This is a genomic window from Paenibacillus barcinonensis (genome assembly GCF_003217495.1).
GTDB classification, from domain to species: Bacteria; Bacillota; Bacilli; order Paenibacillales; family Paenibacillaceae; genus Paenibacillus; species Paenibacillus barcinonensis.
Map to the genome: position 1 here is coordinate 381512 of NZ_QJSW01000002.1, position 16198 is coordinate 397709.

Annotated in this window: 16 protein-coding genes and 1 pseudogene; 8 read left to right on the plus strand and 9 right to left on the minus strand. The window is 41.1% G+C overall.

Annotated features, from left to right (window positions below):
• Positions 1–13: 13 nt before the first annotated feature.
• The 8 genes from DFQ00_RS28730 to DFQ00_RS05295 are packed head-to-tail and all read left to right on the plus strand — an operon-like array spanning position 14 to position 8575.
• Positions 14–274, plus strand: a complete 261-nt coding sequence (locus tag DFQ00_RS28730; protein WP_146236112.1) for a hypothetical protein — start codon at positions 14–16, stop codon at positions 272–274.
• A 28-nt stretch (positions 275–302) separates the two neighbouring features.
• Positions 303–992: a discoidin domain-containing protein gene (locus DFQ00_RS05265; protein ID WP_110895166.1), complete on the plus strand. Its 690-nt coding sequence runs from the start codon at positions 303–305 to the stop codon at positions 990–992.
• Between the two features lie 58 nt (positions 993–1050).
• Positions 1051–2310, plus strand: a complete 1260-nt coding sequence (locus DFQ00_RS05270) for an SPRY domain-containing protein (protein WP_110895169.1) — start codon at positions 1051–1053, stop codon at positions 2308–2310.
• A 47-nt stretch (positions 2311–2357) separates the two neighbouring features.
• A complete protein-coding gene (locus tag DFQ00_RS05275; RefSeq protein WP_110895171.1) occupies positions 2358–4454 on the plus strand; it encodes an SPRY domain-containing protein in 2097 nt (698 codons plus the stop codon).
• Between the two features lie 32 nt (positions 4455–4486).
• Complete coding sequence (locus tag DFQ00_RS05280; protein ID WP_110895173.1) at positions 4487–6751, plus strand: DNRLRE domain-containing protein; 2265 nt, start codon at positions 4487–4489, stop codon at positions 6749–6751.
• Between the two features lie 56 nt (positions 6752–6807).
• Positions 6808–7254, plus strand: a complete 447-nt coding sequence (locus DFQ00_RS05285; RefSeq protein WP_110895175.1) for a phage holin family protein — start codon at positions 6808–6810, stop codon at positions 7252–7254.
• A 4-nt stretch (positions 7255–7258) separates the two neighbouring features.
• Positions 7259–8173, plus strand: coding sequence for a peptidoglycan recognition protein family protein (locus DFQ00_RS05290; protein ID WP_110895177.1), 915 nt, complete (start codon positions 7259–7261; stop codon positions 8171–8173).
• 24 nt (positions 8174–8197) lie between these two features.
• Positions 8198–8575: a hypothetical protein gene (locus DFQ00_RS05295; protein ID WP_110895179.1), complete on the plus strand. Its 378-nt coding sequence runs from the start codon at positions 8198–8200 to the stop codon at positions 8573–8575.
• Positions 8576–8617: 42 nt separating this feature from the next.
• Here the strand turns inward: DFQ00_RS05295 and DFQ00_RS05300 are convergent, their stop codons facing one another.
• From DFQ00_RS05300 to ribD, 9 genes and pseudogenes are all read right to left on the minus strand, one after another.
• Positions 8618–9346, minus strand: coding sequence for a hypothetical protein (locus DFQ00_RS05300; protein WP_110895181.1), 729 nt, complete (start codon positions 9344–9346; stop codon positions 8618–8620).
• A gap of 63 nt (positions 9347–9409) precedes the next feature.
• Positions 9410–9541: pseudogene (locus DFQ00_RS05305) on the minus strand (GerW family sporulation protein); the annotation flags it as partial.
• Between the two features lie 188 nt (positions 9542–9729).
• Positions 9730–10512, minus strand: coding sequence for a DUF2953 domain-containing protein (locus DFQ00_RS05310; protein WP_167433614.1), 783 nt, complete (start codon positions 10510–10512; stop codon positions 9730–9732).
• Between the two features lie 179 nt (positions 10513–10691).
• Positions 10692–11387, minus strand: coding sequence for an SMC-Scp complex subunit ScpB (gene scpB, locus DFQ00_RS05315; protein ID WP_244213696.1), 696 nt, complete (start codon positions 11385–11387; stop codon positions 10692–10694).
• Positions 11356–12156 (minus strand): segregation and condensation protein A, encoded by an 801-nt coding sequence (locus tag DFQ00_RS05320; protein ID WP_110895184.1) that lies wholly within the window; start codon positions 12154–12156, stop codon positions 11356–11358. The genes scpB and DFQ00_RS05320 overlap by 32 nt, the downstream gene beginning before the upstream one ends.
• Positions 12157–12259: 103 nt before the next feature.
• A complete protein-coding gene (gene ribH / locus DFQ00_RS05325; RefSeq protein ID WP_090922403.1) occupies positions 12260–12727 on the minus strand; it encodes a 6,7-dimethyl-8-ribityllumazine synthase in 468 nt (155 codons plus the stop codon).
• Positions 12728–12870: 143 nt separating this feature from the next.
• The gene (locus DFQ00_RS05330) at positions 12871–14112 is read right to left on the minus strand and encodes a bifunctional 3,4-dihydroxy-2-butanone-4-phosphate synthase/GTP cyclohydrolase II (RefSeq protein ID WP_110895186.1); all 1242 of its coding nucleotides are present in this window, start codon (positions 14110–14112) and stop codon (positions 12871–12873) included.
• Between the two features lie 63 nt (positions 14113–14175).
• Positions 14176–14844: a riboflavin synthase gene (ribE, locus tag DFQ00_RS05335; protein ID WP_110895188.1), complete on the minus strand. Its 669-nt coding sequence runs from the start codon at positions 14842–14844 to the stop codon at positions 14176–14178.
• Positions 14845–14936: 92 nt separating this feature from the next.
• The gene (ribD, locus tag DFQ00_RS05340; protein WP_110895190.1) at positions 14937–16040 is read right to left on the minus strand and encodes a bifunctional diaminohydroxyphosphoribosylaminopyrimidine deaminase/5-amino-6-(5-phosphoribosylamino)uracil reductase RibD; all 1104 of its coding nucleotides are present in this window, start codon (positions 16038–16040) and stop codon (positions 14937–14939) included.
• Between the last annotated feature and the right edge of the window lie 158 nt (positions 16041–16198).

The window sequence follows — 16198 nt, forward strand, 5'->3', positions numbered from 1 at the left end:
TTGAGGTGATATCGTGGCTAATTATTCGCTAATTCAAGATTCAGTGAACTATAAAACATTTAAGAATAACACTTGGATTAATTTATCAACGACATTGCCTCTTAAAAGTGTATTTATTTCAGATGGCATAGTTGATCTCAGTGTATTAAATCGTAGCAGTAAAGTTATTGTGCAGAATATGACCAACACTGGTGCGCTTGGTTCAGGCAAAGTTTTTAAATCAACGGTAAATTTAAAGAAATATATTGAGATCACTAATTTGTCTGTAAAATAATGATTTCAATTAGAAAGGAGATGGACAGATGCTTAGTTTAATCCCCATTATGACATCCAATACAGCTCCATTAGGTGTAGCAAGTGCAAGCAGTGTCAGCAGTGCAAGTTATTCAGCGTTCTATGCATTTGTTCCCGACAATGGAAACTGGCTTTCTTCAACAACTACAGGCTGGATTCGCTATCAGTTTCCCACCGCTACTGCAATTAACAAATATAGTTTAATGCATTGGACTGCCGCTCTAAATGGAATGCCAAAGAGCTGGACATTCGAAGGCTCCAATGATGGAACGAATTGGAACATTCTAGACACAAGAACCAATCAAGACAATTGGCAGACTAAAGAGGAAAGAGTATACTCATTTTCAAATGTCACTCAATACCTTAACTACCGAGTGAACTGTTCCCTTAATAACGGTGGAGCAAATCTGTCAATAGGCTATCTTGCTATGAATTATCAAGCGCCACCAGTCAGTAAAATCTTACTTTCATCCTTTAATGGGGTTTACTCATTAAAGGATTCTTCTGCCTATAAGTTAAACACAGACAGTGAGAAAAACTTCATTAGTTATGGCGCAGACTCAACTTCAAGTTTCAATGGCTACTTAACAAAAATGAAAGACATAAAAAACACAAGCACTGCTCTTGGTTCAAGCAAAACCTACGAGCACTCAATTGATATGTCAAAACTCCGAGTGGATAAAATTGTATTAGGCTAAATTTATGAGGAGCACATCTATATGGTGTGTGCTATTTGTTTTGAAAGGAGATGGTTGAATGATAGATGTTTTTAATGTAACACTTAACCCTAGTGATATGGGTCCCAGTAATACCTTAAGTAATGGCAACTTAACGGTTGTTAGTACTGCTGGTAATACTTCAGTCAGAGCAACACATGGTAGATCGTCTAAAAAATGGTACTTTGAGACGAAAATTGACAGTGGTAGTAACAGTATTGGAATTGGGATATCTAATAAAAACATGCCTGTTAACTCAAATATACTATCAAATATGAATCAAAGATTATATTATTGCGCCAATGGTAATAAATATCCAGATGCAGTCCTATACAGTGAGGCATCAGCCATTGGAGATGTAGTGGGGGTACTAATTGATTTAGACAATGGTGCTCTGGAGTTTCGAAGAAACAACAAAAGTTTGGGCATAAGCAATACTGACATAAAAACATTGGGGGAAATATACCCTTTCGTTCTAAGTGGAATTGCAACCTCCAAATCAGTAACATTTAATTTCGGAGCAACACCATTTAAATATCCTTTACCAATTGGATATAATTCCTACGATGGTAAACAGCTTAATTCCAGTAAATTCTTGATTGTATCAGGAGATAAGTATTACTCTGTTCCTTACGTTCCAAAAGAAACTGCTGTCCCAATACAGACTGCTCCTTCAACAAAAGTTTTTTCAAGTCCTTTATTTCAAAACTCTGTATATTTTGCTTATCGGGCTTTCGATGGAATAGACAGTGTTACTCCTTTTTTGGGTGCAGGAACAAATGGATTTTTAGGATATGAATTTGATGAACCAATTATAATTCGCGGCTATGCCATTAAAAGCTATGTTGCAAGCAACTCAGATCTAAGAACGGCAGTGCCAAAAGATTGGACTTTTGAAGGTTCTAATGATGGAGCCAATTGGACTGTGTTGGACGCAAGAGTAAATCAAATCTGGTCAATTCCTGCGACAGAAGAAAAAGAGTTTGCAATTAATCCATCAAATCAAAAGTCATTCAAATTTTACAGGATAAATTGGACGACTAACAATGGATATGCTAATTATACCGCTATAAATGAATTAAAGATGTATAAGTCAAGCAAACTGATTGAATGCACCTCGATAACAGATCGTATATTTGGGAGCTATGGAATGAATAAAAATGATTCGATAGATTTAAATGATGAACTGATATCTCGTCAGATCATTGAAACAAACTATAGCCCTCTTGGTTCAGGAAAAGTCTTCAGGCAAAAGATCGACACAACTAAGATACCAATTAAGAAAGCATCAATCACATAACTATGTAAAATGATTGTTTGATTTAAATTTAGAAAGGTGATGATTTGTTGGCGATATTGAATGTTACCCTTAATCCGAATGACATGGGTGCTGGTCATGTGTTGTCTAATAACAACCTTACAGACACAAGTACATCAACAACTGCCATTCGAGCTACTCATGGAAGATCATCAGGTAAATGGTATTGGGAAGTAAAATTGGACAGCGGCAACAATGAGGTACACGTTGGAGTATCAAATGCAACATTTGGGCTAAGTGACCCTGTAACAAATAATAATATTAGGACTTATTATGCCTACAATGGCTCAAAATTCCCCGAGAACGGTTCATACGGATCATCTACCTCATCTGGTGGGACAATTGGAATAGCTTTAAATCTAGATCAAGGAACACTTGAATTTTATCGCAATGGTGTGAGCATGGGAGTTTCACACACAGACATTAAAAATCTGGGCATAGTTTATCCGATTTATAGGCCGGGAGGTACGGCTTCGAAGAGAGTGGTGTTTAACTTTGGATCAACTCCTTTTACATACTCTATTCCCAACGGATATAGCGCCTATAATAATGTCATAGCTCAGAAAGCATTTATTTTCAACAACCCCGTCTACAAATATTATTCAGTTTCTAGTTGGATTACCCTCTCTTCTTCTAGCCCCACCGAGCAGGACTATTTAAACTATGGTATGGACGACATCTCCATCATACCTGAATCCGCATGGTCACAACTCACTGGCGAAATAGAACTATGTTACTACACGGATGATCCAACAAAAACAGAAGCATTCTTCAATATTGAAACCAATCCTTTCACCCTAGCCGAAGAATGGGAAGATAAAGAGATCAAAATCATCGAATACACTGATGACCCCAACCAAACTGAATCAACGATTACAATCGAAACCGAACCATTTACCCTCTACGATGAGTTGGGTGATAGTGTAGACGTTCTATACTACACGGACGATCCATCCAAAACATCAGCGGAACTAAATATCACGGCTAACTACTCCCCATTGGATGAACTTGAGGGAGATTTTGACGTGGTTACGTGGAGTGACAATAGTAATCCAAAAGCTGCATCTGCCTCTTCTATTCCCTCTCCTCAATCAATTATCCAAACAGATGATTATAATATGTATGGAGATCTACTTTCGATTGTAGATAAACTCAACTCAACAAACGGAACATTACGATATGCTGTCTCATTTAACGAGGGCAGTACATGGGAAGTGTGTAAATTTGGTAAGTGGAGAACAATTGATATCTCAAGTCAATTAACATTTAAGAAAAATGGAATGAGTCATTATGATATTTCACTGATTTACTCAACAGCATTGAAGGATAAAGGCAACAAGATTAGATTTGCTTATTATATCGAGGACAATGTACATAATTCAGACCCCGGGATCGGCATTGATAGCATGAAGTTAAATATCAACTCAGCTACGGAAACAATCAAAATGGACAATGTTGCTTTCTATGTATTGAACACTAATGCAACAATCCAACTTTCTCTGACAGGTAGTAAGTTAACAGGTATCTTAGATGATAGCGACAAAGGTAGAGTCCAATATCGAATTCTACTTAATGATAACCCTTATTATCCATCTGATGGCAGCTTCACACGCCTAGCGCCCTCTCCTCAAGATATTGATCTTAACATTTCTGATCGTGACGTAATATTTAATCAGCCGAATGTCCTTAAGGTAGAATTTCAAGATTATTGGGGCGAGACTGACTATTGGGAAACAACATTTGTAGGAACATATTCAGGGCTAATGTTTATGGATGAATCGGGTGAGTATCTATCCGATACATTTGGTGGAATTCTTAAGCAATTAGATTTTGGAGTTATTATTGCTGGACAAACCACATTGACTCAGAAGGTAAGAATCAAGAATCAGTTAGGTTATGTGATTGATAATGTCTATTTGGCAATGGATAAGAAGTATGAACGTGATGGTGTCGTGGTTGAGCTGTCCAGACAAGCTAATCCATTCCTTCCTATTGATTATCTAACTTATGGACTTACACAACCAGACGAAACGATTGATTTTTATGTTCGTATTGCTACAGACATGAGAGCACAGCCAAATCCTAATGGACTTTTTGAGTTAGTAGTTAACGCTGATCGTGTGTAAATCTCAATACAATGAGATGAGGAGTGACATTTTTGTACTATGACCATGATACGGAGGGGATTATATATGTAAAGAGTCCCTCCAACCGTTTTACAAGTAAGTATGTATTATATGCTCAAGATGAGACAAATTTAGAGTCTGAACTGGTTATAGCAACTAGACAAGAATCAACGTTAGAGTCAATCATTTCTATTAAGTCATCTATAAGAAACAAAGACATCTCAAGCGGTCTAGATGTTATGTATCGTGCTTATGGCGATCTAGAATCTACAATTGAAGCTATAATGTTCACCGAACTAGAAAGTTCGATTAATGTCAGACCACATAATAGAGCACAAGGTAGATTTGAATTAATCGAAGCTCCTCGAACTAACATTGAATTAAAACCAATTGGAGATGCTACAACACGTAGTCGTATTGATTTACAAACAATTAACTATGGCGATACTCAACGTATGATGATTGGTCATGATAATGTTGAGGAGTTTGAATCATTTGTTAAGTTTAGTGATTTAAAAGTTGCTATACCAGATCTATTGTATCTTGAGGATGCAAACCTAAGGTTGTATTACACGGGAACAATTAAATCTGGAGCCAATATTGAAATTTATCAACCGAGCACACTATGGCGTGAATATGGTATTACATACGCTAATAAACCAAGCGCTACAGAATTGCTTGCCTACCAGTACACCATAAATACAGTTGAGAAATATATTGAAATTAATGTATTGGATGTACTTAAGCGTTGGCAAGATGGAACTCTGATAAACTATGGATTAAACATTAAATCAAGCGATAATACTCCTATCTACTTCAATACTCGTGAATCTTCAAAGCCTCCACTCTTACAGGTTAGGTATATTACTTCAGCCGTACAATCTCATGGTCGATCTGAAATTGATTCTGCCTTGTTTGTCTACAAAAAAGGAAATAAAGATTTAAGCTCGTCATTAACCATTAAAAGTGATCGTGGATGGAATTATCTTGAATCATCTTTGTATGTTCATAGATATGAAGACCCAATGTTTAAAGAGTTTGACAGTTCGATTGGGGTTAGTCGCCCCGATGTTAACTCTTCTCTGACTGTTGCAATACGTACTTACAATGATTTGAATTCTTATATATCTATCATAGAGGATGGAATTACGGAGTCAGACAGTTCATTGACTATTTCTACACCAGATCTTTTGTCATCGATAACTGTTGACCCTAAGATGAGTTTGGCGAGCGAGATTTCAATTGCAAACAGATCTTATGTAGATTTAACTGGGAGTATAGTTGTTTCAAGCCCAGACTTACCCTCTTACTTAGATGTCTCAGATTATAACCGAATAAGGTTAGACTTTGATGCTGAAGTATCAATTAGAAATGAAATCTACGATGACTTCGATTCTTTTGTGGGGATATCTAATCCAGATTTAAATAGCGGATTAAATGTACGTGAAATAGATCAATATGACGTAGAAGCCTTCATAAATGTTACTGAACGTCATTATCAAGATGCCTTTATAAATGTGAGTCGTCCTGATCTACTGGGTGAGTTGTATATTCGTGGCGTGTACTATGAAGATTTAGACTCATATATAAACGTAAAAGCGAATCATGATACTGAAGGTTCCGTATCGTTATCTAGACCTAATCTTAGTGGATATTTTAATGTAAGGGCTATCGAACATTCAGATTTAGAATCGTATGTAAATATTAGAGCAGCCTTGGATTATGATAGCTCCCTTGCAATTTCAAGGCCAGATATAAATTCAAGTATTCAAGTCAGAGCTATTTCAAATAAAGATTTGGACTCATATATAAATGTAAAAGCAAATCTAGACTATGATAGTTCTATTGGAATTTCAAGACCCGATTTATCTTCAGCATTGTACATTCGTGCAATCGAAAATTGTGATTTAGGTTCCTATATTAACGTTCCAGCGGTAGAAGATTATGAAGCATCTGTGGGAATATCAAGACCAGATCTACACTCTGTTCTCACTGTTAAGTACATTTCAGATCAAGATAGTTATATTTACATTAAAGAGCGTGAATATCTTGACAGTGTTATTGATATTAGACAGATTAATGATTTAGAGTCTACCATCATGATTAAACAAATCAAAGAAGTCGAGTCCAGTATGTCAATATCTAGACCCGATCTCACAGGATTCCTATATCCAAGAGTTGGTGGCTTGCATGATACTGATGCTATTGTTAGCATTCGCAAACGTGACGTAAGCGACATGAATTCATCTATTCTAATTAGAGGTATCTCTTCAGGTGCTTATTATTACATACTTTAAATTTCAAGACTCTCCATTTTGGGGAGTCTTATTTCAATTGAGAGAAGGAAAACAATGTGTCAGACAAATTTTTAAACTTTATTGTGGGGGTGGTTGGTGCAATAGTAGGTTATGCATTTGGTGGTTGGAATGAAGCTCTTGCTTTACTTGTAATCTTTACGGTTTTAGATTGGATTACTGGATTGGCTGCATCTGCGTATGAAGGCTATAAGAATCCAACTCGTGACGATAAGGGATTAAATTCGCGTAAGGGCTTCTTTGGAATCCTAAAGAAAGTACTAATGTTTACGGTTATTGCAGTTTTGTTCCGTATAGATACTTTGCTGGGATTGAACGGTACATTAAGTTTGGCTGTGGGCGCTACATACTTCTACTTAATGAATGAATTCATTAGCCTTTTAGAAAATTACGGACGATTAGATCTTCCTTTACCCGAGCAGGTGAAAAAAGCAGTTTCAATTTTAAAAGAAAAAAGTGGTCATGAAGATAAAACAAAGGAGTGATTGAATGATTCAAAAAGGAAATTTTCTACTACTTGATATTGATGAGTTTCGCCCATGGTTGCAAAAGCAAACTATAACTAGGAATATCAATAGACTTCAAGTACATCACACAGCTTCACCGAATTATACAACCAGACAAGTAATCAATGGAGTGGCTAAACAAGATATCTGGAAGTGCTTAGAGGGAATGCGAACATATCATTTGTCTCAAGGCTGGTCAGGAACAGGTCAGAATATTACGATTGCTGAGAATGGTCAGATAGCTATAAGCCTAGATAGAGATTTAAATAAGGCTCCTGCTGGAATTGCTGGCTCAAATACTGGTGCAATTTGTGTAGAGATTGTCGGTAATTTTGATAAGGGTGGAGATAAGATGACTGACACTCAAAAGAAATCCACCATCCATCTGTATGCCTGTCTCGCTGATAAATTAAACTTGAAAGTAAATACCGATACAATTGTATATCACGCATGGTATAAAGCAAAAACAGGTGAAAGATTGAAAGATTTTGTTCCGGGTGTGTCTAGTAAGACGTGTCCGGGAACAAACTTTTGGGGTGATGGCAACAGTATTGCCGCAGCTAATAGAAACTTTCTACCTCAAATAAAAGCTGAATTAGATCGTTTAAGAAACAATATCCCAAATGCCACTCCAGTTCCAATTACAAAACCAAAGGATGATGAACCTATGACCGAAGCTGAAAAATTACAAGTCGCTACTCTTGAGAAAACAATTCAACAACAAGCAGACTGGATTAAAGCAGAGAAATTAAAAGCCAATATGGAATGTCCAACATGGGCACAAGAAGCCTACAAATATTATAAGGATTACATCTCTGACACCACAGGTAGTTATGACTTCTGGAGACAACTCGTGATTAATTACCGCAAAGACAATAACATCAAAGTAAGTAAGTAATTATACATAAAGGAGATAAGATACATGGACAATTTATATGTAATTGCAATCATCCTTGCTGCTGTTGTAGGAGGGTTATTTGTTATTCCCTTTGCTAAGAAAAATGGATGGATTACGAAGTATAAAACAGATGGCATGAAACAAATGTTATTAGTAACTCGTCTTGTACTTGATGTGATCAAGACAGATAAATTAGATAAGACAAAGGCCACATTTGCGTTAGATATTGCAGATAGGGTTGTAGATTATGTAAATGAGCACATGGATGACAATGTTGATAAAAGGGCAATTTCATTAAGAATTATCGAAGATTTGCTTGCAAAAAACGCTGTCATACCAACGGATTCTGAACGTCAGTTAATTGAGATTATAATTGATGAGGCATTGAAGCGAGTAAAATAGTGCAAATATTAAATTAAACACAAAATAGCCCCTCTTGAGATATTATTCTCTTGAGGGGCTATTTTTTTCTTTTTCTGATACTCCTAAATTTTGTTCTTCCCATTCTTGAAGTTTCCTGATTCTTGAATCTCTAAGTTTCTCTCTATTTCTGTCTCCTCTACATCTAGAACATCTCGTTCCATTTCTAAAGTCCTTGATTCTAGTTTTACTCGGAAAGCCACAAGAACAAATATAGTTAAATGTTTTCAGTGCACCTCTATACTCACCAACCAATTGACACCCTTCCAAATCAAGCTCTCTCCGTATCTCTTCCGTGTCTTTTCTAACTCTATCTTCAAAACACTTCTTACATCTTTTTCCTGAAGACCATGAATTCCAAGACACTTCCCAATCATGATTATTGGGACAAATTACGTTCAGTTTTGTTATATTGTTTTTGTACTTTTCTACATCATCATCAAAGGTATATCCTTCATTGGTCAATTCAGTTTTAAACTTAATATCCATTTCACTGCAATGCACATCTCTACTTTTACCTTTGAAGTTTGGATTATCATTAGCCATGTTTTCATGATGACACTTGATACATCTTGCGCCTCTTTTAAAATTAGGCCACTGTACCCTGTAGGAATGATTTCTGGGACACTCTACATCATAGTAACCTCTGAACCCTTCCCATTGCTTAGAGAGCAATTTGTATCCCTCTGATTCGATAATTGACTTCATTTCTTGATACTTTATAAGTGCCTTTTCTGCATTTAGTTTATTCATGAAATCCACCTCAATATAAATCTTATCATATATTTATAAACATTAGGGATTTAATGCAGCTTTTCTGGTTATTATATTAACAACACACCCATCCGGTGTCTCTACAGCATCGCCAACGATTGTATTGACATCCACCATGGCCTTGATATTTTCCATTGCAGTTTCCATTAAGCCTTGAATTGGATGATCTGACATCTGTATTCCCTCCAGTTTCAATGTAAACTATACAAGCTGAACTTAAAAAAGAGATGTAAAGCATCCGTTCAACTTGCAGGTTTTTGATCTAACCATATCATCCCCAAACTTCAGGGACTTATGTAACCAATACAGGGGAACACTGCTTATTTTAGCTGTTCTATCGCCAAAGCATGTCCGCAGAACCTCTACTTTTCGGAGAAACGCGGTTCTTTATCCACAATATGCTTGTACTTCTTCTTTTCCTTGAACTTGCGACGCTGCTCTTGAATAAGCTTGAGCCACATGCGCCAGCCCCCTTCAACCTGAAGCACTCGTGTCATTAACCTCATGCCTGCGGTCAGGATTGCCAGCATGCGCATACGTAGCTTCAACTCCAATTCTGTTCGAAACTCCGGTTCATCCGCCCAGAAAGGATTCACTTCCAGTACTGGCGCCGTTCTGAATCGCATCTGATAGGTCAGGAAACCGATCATCATCGACTTCACACTCCACAGCATGCCTGTCAGCATCGCCGTGTAGGCAGCATCTCCCGTACCTATAGTTGTAGACCAGAGCAGCCTTGTAATGTGCACACGCTGAAGAGTTTGTTTAACCCACAGCTTCAAGGCCTCGGTTGCTCGCAGCATAACCTTGACATCTTTGGCCCAATTTTTCACTTTGCGTTTGTTCACTTGCTGACTCCCTAGCACTTCACCTCTCGAATGATTCATGGACTGCTCTGTTTTGAGCAGGAACCCCTCTTTCATATTTCGGAAAACAATGCTCGGAATCTCGTAATTGAAACGTACGATGCCATATAACAGCCGAATATTAATATTCGCATAGTCATCGCTCTTATGTTTGCGGAACACAACATGTACATGAACATTTGAGATGAGGACTGCGGCAATCAGCAGTGCGATGAACAAACCGATTCCTCCAAGCCAGATCCACACAGGCCTTACCTCCAAGCCCTCAATTCTTTTCATGTTTAGTATGGCATTCCTCATTGGAAAAAATTCACGATTCGTTTGAAAACTCCAACTTTTTCCTAGGCTCACATGCCCTTAACGGGGCATCCCCCGCTTGCAAGCATACAAAAAAGACGAAGCAGGACCAACCTGCACTTCGTCTTGGCAGTTCTTTTATTAATTAAATGTTATATAATCTACTTGGATGAATTCCACGGGTCCTCGTCTTCTGTATGTCCAGCAAAATCCTGCTCATTGGATGACCCTTCGTCTTCAAAATCAAACACACTCTGCACATCGTTCTCTGGAGCATCAGGCTGCTGCATATCCAGCTTGTTGAATAACAGCTGTGTTTCCTCCTCCAGATTTTCAGAGTCTTCAAAGAGGCCCGGTTCCGGGAGATCTTTAATCGAGGCAAGCCCGAAATAATCCAGGAATGACTTCGTCGTTCCATACAAAATAGGGCGTCCAATGGCTTCCGCTCTTCCTACTTCGACAATTAAATCCTTGTTCACCAAAGTATGAATGGCTCGTTCCGATTTCACACCACGAATCTCTTCAATCTCTACCCGAGTGATCGGCTGACGATAAGCGACGATGGCGAGCGTCTCCAGAGCTGCCTGGGACAAAGAGCTACGTGCAGGGGAATACGCCAGCTTCTCAAAGTACGCCGCATGCTCTGGCAGTGTGCCAAGCTGCACCACTCCCGCAATCTTCATAATCTGCACACCGCGTCCGTGACGTGAAAACTCGCCTATCATCTCCTCGATTGCATCCGTAACCAGCTCTGCACGCTGATCGACGATCTCGGCAATTTGTTTGATACTCAGGCCCTCTTCTCCGGACAAAAACAGCAGGCCCTCAATAATCGACTTCAATTTCGGAAAATCCATGATTCTTTGCTTCCCCTCTCCACTCCATAACGATATCCTCAAACAATCGCTCCTGATAACACACAATCTGCTTCATCTTCATCAGCTCCAGCACTGCCAGAAACGTCACTACAATCTCATGCCGGTATATCTGGTCATCCATCAGCTTCGAAAATAACAGTCGTCCCCCAGGACCCACACGCTCCAAGGCACCGATGACTTCTCTTATACGATCCTTGACCGATATTTCATCACGTTTGATCCGGGTGACTGTTGTACGCTTGTCAGCCTTGCGCAATGCCTTCTGGAAGGCCGCAATGAGATCAGAAGTATGCAGACCCTGTACCGGGTTTAATTGCTCTTGTGCAGGCATGTAGGGCCGCAAATCCTCAGGTTCCTTGGAGAAAATAAGACTTCTCTCCCATTCCCGTTCATGGAGATGTCGTGCAATTCCTTTATACTTGCGATATTCAATCAGCCGTGCAATCAATTCAGCTCGTGGATCATAATCCTCATCTTCCATATAATCATAATCCTCGAAATCCTCGATAACCGGCGGTTTAGGCAGTAAAAGCTTGCTCTTGATAGACAACAGCGTAGCCGCCATCACCAGAAATTCGCTCGTAATATCCAGTTCCAGCTCCTGCATGGAGTGCAGATACGCCATGTATTGATCGGTAATATCGCTGATGGGAATATCCTGGATATCAATCTCAGCCTTATCAATCAGATGAAGCAGCAGATCCAAAGGCCCTTCAAAAGTCTCCAGTTTATATGTAACTACCGTCACTAGACGAATCCTCCCGCCAGAAAAATACAAAACCCTGCCAGCCGTACGAAATCGATCTCTCGATATCGTCTGCGCAAAGCAGGGCACTACTATTAAATAAGCACTATTTTAGCTGTTTCGTCAAGTTTGCCATTTCAATTGCAGCTGTAGCTGCATCCCAGCCCTTGTTGCCAGCCTTCGTTCCGGCACGCTCAATTGCCTGTTCAATGTTCTCTGTCGTCACCAGTCCAAAGATGGTCGGCACACCTGTTTTCAGGTTAATTGCCGCTACACCCTTCGCCATTTCATTGCAGACATAATCATAATGCGTAGTCGAGCCGCGAATGACGGTTCCAAGTGTGATCACGGCATCATATTTTCCACTTTCAGCCATTTTCTGAGCAATCAGCGGGATTTCAAAAGCTCCGGGAACCCAGGCTACATCCACTTCGTTATCCTGTACACCATGACGTTTGAACGCATCCAGCGCCCCGCTGAGCAGCTTGCTTGTAATAAATTCATTAAAGCGTCCTACCACCACACCATATTTCAAGCCTTCTGATACTAAATGTCCTTCAAAATAATTAGGCATTCTCGTCATCTCCTGTCGATAGGTAAGTTATAGATTCTGCTGGAGCTTCTTAATACCAGCTTCAGTTCAGCTTCATTTCCATTATTTAATTAGTTCGTTTCCAGCATCTCACATCCATGGATTACACAGATGTTTAGATGAAGCTACTGTTCGTTCTGCTCGATATCATCAAACTTGAGCATATGTCCCAGCTTCGCTTGCTTTGTGTGCAAATAAGCCGTATTGTCTGCATTTTCCTTCATCTGAATCGGCACTCGCTCGACCACTTCCAGTCCGTAACCTTCCAGACCTTTGATCTTGCGCGGGTTGTTCGTTAACAAACGAATCTGGCGAACACCAAGGTCCTTGAGAATCTGCGCTCCGATACCATAATCGCGAAGATCAGCGGCAAATCCAAGCTTCTGATTGGCTTCCACCGTGTCGAGACCTTCCTCCTGCAGCTTGTATGCCTTGAGCTTGTTGATCAGACCAATACCTCGGCCTTCCTGTCTCATGTAGAGCAACACACCGTTTCCCTCTTCATGAATCTGTTTCAGCGCAGCATCAAACTGCGGACCGCAATCACAGCGATGAGAGTGGAATACATCTCCAGTCAGGCATTCCGAGTGAACACGAACGAGCACAGGCTTGGAGCCATCAATCTCTCCCTTGACCAGCGCGATATGCTCTTTATTGTCTACAGCATTGGTATAGGCCACCGCCTGGAATTCCCCGAAATCCGTTGGCATGCGAACAGACACCTCGCGCTGCACAAGCTGTTCCTTCTCATTCCGATAACGAATCATATCCTGAATGCTGATCAGTTTAAGATTATGCTTGCGTGCAATCTCCTGCAGATCAGGCAGTCTGGCCATAGTACCATCTTCCTTGATCACTTCACAGATTACGCCTGCCGGATAAGATCCGCACATGATTGCAAGATCAACAGCTGCTTCTGTATGTCCGGCACGACGAAGCACTCCTCCGTCCTTGGCAATCAGCGGAAACATGTGACCCGGCTTGCGAAAATCATTGCTTTTGGCATTCGGATCAATCAAACCTTTAACTGTGATGGAACGCTCATGCGCCGAGATGCCAGTTGTTGTGTCTGTATGGTCCACCGAGACAGTAAAGGCTGTCCCGTGAAAATCCGTATTCTGTTGCACCATCGGCTTCAAATTCAGCTCGTCTGCACGCTGCTGCGTAATCGGCACACATACCAGCCCTCTGCCTTCTGTAATCATGAAATTGATGACCTCCGGGGTTGCCTTTTCGGCCAGGGCGATAAAGTCTCCCTCATTCTCCCGATCTTCATCATCAACCACAATAACCGGCTTACCACGCATCAGATCATAAATCGCTTCTTCAATTGAATCCAGAACGGATGGTTCAGCTTGTTCTGACATGGATGCACCTCCTGCTTCCAGTTTTATTTAATACCTGATTCTGTGAATCCTTGCTACCCCTAATTATGCAAAGCCATGATTGGACAGAAACTCCTCACTGATGCTGCGCGGCTTGCCAGCACTCGGCTCTGCATGACCTTTACCGTACTGCAACAGATGATCTACATATTTCCCCAAAATATCACATTCAATGTTGACGGTATCCCCCGTCTTTTTTACATTCAGCACGGTTTCTCCGATCGTATGCGGGATAATCGAAACCGTAAACGAGCCTTGGCTCGTTTGAACCACTGTCAGACTTATGCCATCAACAGTAACAGATCCTTTCGGAATCAAATACTTGAACAGCTCTCCGTCATTCGGCTTGATCTCAAACACAACTGCATTCTGATCCCGCGAGATATTAGCAATTACACCTGTGCCATCCACATGACCTTGCACAATATGACCGCCAAAACGCCCGCCCGACAGCATCGCTCGCTCCAGATTCACTCTGCTGCCGGATTGAAGCTGATTGAGATTGGTATGACGATACGTTTCAGGCATAACATCTGCCGTAAAGCCTCCGCTCTCGAGCGTCGTGGCTGTCAGACAAACTCCGTTCACCGCTACACTGTCCCCAATCTTCAGATCATGCATAACGACAGACGCGCTGATGTTCAGAACCAGGGCTTCGCCTTTACGGCCAATGCGCCGAATCTGACCCACTTCTTCCACCAAACCCGTAAACATGCTGCCGCCTCCCCTAGTTTCAAAACGCTGTACACTTTTAATCCTATTTCTTATAAGACCTTATCTCGTTCCACTCCGCCTTATTCTGCCTGTCACTCCGGCCAGACTGGAATGCCGCCAATGCTAATATTATCTCCAACTTGCTCAATTTCCAGCTGATGCAGCTGAATTGCCTGACTCATTCGCTCCACACCTTCAAAACGGAAGCTGCCAGGGGTATCGTACCCACCCACTATTTTCGGAGCAATAAACATGAGCAGTCGATCCACCAAACGTGCTTCCAGCATTGCACCGTTTAATGTGCCGCCGCCTTCAAGCAATATCGAACCGATCTCACGTTCTCCCAGCTTGCTCAATCCATGTAACAGATCCACACGCGGTCCAGGACCACAGCGTATCACTTCAACACCGTATGCCTCAAGGCGCTCAGCCGCTTCCTGACTGGCCTCATCTGTCGTAAGCACCCAGGTAGGTGCAAGGCCATCCTTCACCATTTTAGACCCCACAGGCAGACGCAGCTTGGAATCCACCACGATTCTTACAGGACTGATGCCCTCTACCTGCAAACGCGTTGTCAGCTCAGGGTTATCGGCGATGACCGTATCCACGCCTACCATGATGCCCTGATGGCGATGACGAAGCGCATGTACAATTTCACGTGCAGGCTCGTTGGAGATCCATTTACTATCGCCACTGCGTGTTGCAATTTTCCCATCCAGTGTTGAAGCTGTTTTCAGCGTGACAAACGGCAGACCCGTCGTAATAAACTTGATAAATTTCTCATTCATGCGTCTTCCGCGTTCGCGCAAAACACCCACTTCAACCTCGATCCCTTGTTGACGAAGCATACTGATGCCTGTACCGGATACCTGCGGATTCGGGTCCTCACAGCAGACAACAACTCGTTTGACCTTCTCATGAATCAATCGTTCACTGCACGGCGGTGTTTTGCCATAATGACTGCAAGGTTCAAGTGTTACATAAACGGTGCTGCCCTGCGCATCACTTCCAGCCATGTTAAGGGCGTGTACTTCTGCGTGACCTGTCCCACGCTTGAGATGACTTCCCAAGCCAACAACCCGGCCATCTTTGACAACAACACAGCCAACAACTGGATTAATTCCAGTCTGTCCTTGTGCTCGCTCAGCCATATCCAGTGCTAATGCCATATAAAATTCATCATTGATCATTTCCATATCCGTCCACCCCGCGGTATATAATCTTGAATTAAAAAATCCCCGCCGAACAATCCGTTCGAGTGGGGATGATGAGAGACTAATGTCATCTGCAAGAGTAAAAAGAATACACCATACCCGTACTTCACCCAAAATCACATTTCAGGCAAGTGAAAACA

Bases quoted from the DNA above. Each gene is read 5' to 3' on its own strand.
- DFQ00_RS05265 (WP_110895166.1), top strand. From the start codon at position 303: ATGCTTAGTTTAATCCCCATTATGACATCCAATACAGCTCCATTAGGT.
- DFQ00_RS05290 (WP_110895177.1), top strand. From the start codon at position 7,259: ATGATTCAAAAAGGAAATTTTCTACTACTTGATATTGATGAGTTTCGC.
- DFQ00_RS05300 (WP_110895181.1), bottom strand. From the start codon at position 9,346: ATGAATAAACTAAATGCAGAAAAGGCACTTATAAAGTATCAAGAAATG.
- DFQ00_RS05295 (WP_110895179.1), top strand. From the start codon at position 8,198: ATGGACAATTTATATGTAATTGCAATCATCCTTGCTGCTGTTGTAGGA.
- ribH (WP_090922403.1), bottom strand. From the start codon at position 12,727: ATGCCTAATTATTTTGAAGGACATTTAGTATCAGAAGGCTTGAAATAT.
- ribE (WP_110895188.1), bottom strand. From the start codon at position 14,844: ATGTTTACGGGTTTGGTGGAAGAAGTGGGTCAGATTCGGCGCATTGGC.
- DFQ00_RS05310 (WP_167433614.1), bottom strand. From the start codon at position 10,512: ATGAAAAGAATTGAGGGCTTGGAGGTAAGGCCTGTGTGGATCTGGCTT.
- DFQ00_RS05270 (WP_110895169.1), top strand. From the start codon at position 1,051: ATGATAGATGTTTTTAATGTAACACTTAACCCTAGTGATATGGGTCCC.
- ribD (WP_110895190.1), bottom strand. From the start codon at position 16,040: ATGGAAATGATCAATGATGAATTTTATATGGCATTAGCACTGGATATG.
- DFQ00_RS05330 (WP_110895186.1), bottom strand. From the start codon at position 14,112: ATGTCAGAACAAGCTGAACCATCCGTTCTGGATTCAATTGAAGAAGCG.
- scpB (WP_244213696.1), bottom strand. From the start codon at position 11,387: ATGGATTTTCCGAAATTGAAGTCGATTATTGAGGGCCTGCTGTTTTTG.